Annotated in this window: 1 protein-coding gene; it reads left to right on the top strand. The window is 53.5% G+C overall.

The window, feature by feature from the left end; genetic code table 11:
• Window positions 1-726 precede the first annotated feature (726 nt).
• Window positions 727-984 (top strand): hypothetical protein, encoded by a 258-nt coding sequence (locus tag HW443_RS11720; RefSeq protein WP_176238274.1) that lies wholly within the window; start codon window positions 727-729, stop codon window positions 982-984.
• The last annotated feature ends 59 nt before the right edge of the window (window positions 985-1,043 follow it).

Raw genomic sequence — 1,043 nt, 5'->3', positions numbered from 1 at the left:
TGAGGGGAACGTTCTCAAGAGCATCTGGCAGGCCGGTATGAAGGATGGTGTACCTGCCTCAGAAGACTACGCCAAATAACCTACTTCGAAGAATTATAGGCCCACCCGCCGGACCCGAAATGTAAAACACCTCACAGTACAGGCTACTGGTAAGGGTCAGAAGAACACGTGGCACCAATGGTCCCGCTCATAAGAGACAATTGGAATTGTGAAGGTTTAACACCCTCCCCCATCAGTACAACAAACAGAAACAAGCACCCCTCACTATGTAGCATTAGTGAGGGGTGCTCCCTATGCGCCCACAATAACCACAAGGCCCCGCCCAGCCACACCTACACCCCAGGACACAAACCACACCACCCTTTGACCACCAACGGAAACAGGGACAACCGAGACCCACCGCGAGCGCACGCACGGCCACGATCATCCAGGGCAACCAAATCAGCTAGGGGCACTCGCATACGGTTGCTCTTACACTGGTGTGAGCGGCCCTCTCACCTCAAAGATCTAGCAACGTATCACCCCGCCCTAATAACACAAAAACCAGGCCACAGCCGGAGCACCACATCGCGGTAACAATCATACCACCCCAGTGTGGGCAACACCACACCCCAAAACACCGTTACCAGCTCGACAACCACCACACACCCAAACTATAATAGAATCATCAGCCCAACAAAAACGGGAACAAACCACTAACCACCATCTTAGGGGAGGCAACACACCATGAACACCACCACAGCAGCAGCCACCGAGCACAAGAACCTCACCCACCTCAAGACCGGCGACATCGTATGCTCCACCTACGGGTACGGACTCTCCCCCGTACAATTCGCCGTCATCACACACACCACCGACAAGAGCGTATACTACCAAGAAATCAGCCGCGAAACCGCAGAAGGCGAATGGATGGACTACTACGCTGTACCCAACCAGGAAGACTACAAAAAGGTGATGGAAACCATCAAAACCAGCACGCCCTAATAACACAAAAACCAGGCCACAGCCGGAGCACCACATCACGGTAACAATCATACCACCCC

Origin of the sequence: Candidatus Hakubella thermalkaliphila (assembly GCF_013281975.1) — a bacterium.
Lineage (GTDB): Bacteria > Actinomycetota > Humimicrobiia > Hakubellales > Hakubellaceae > Hakubella > Hakubella thermalkaliphila.
The sequence above is the reverse complement of the archived record's forward strand: the minus strand, read 5'-3'. Positions and strand labels throughout refer to the sequence as shown.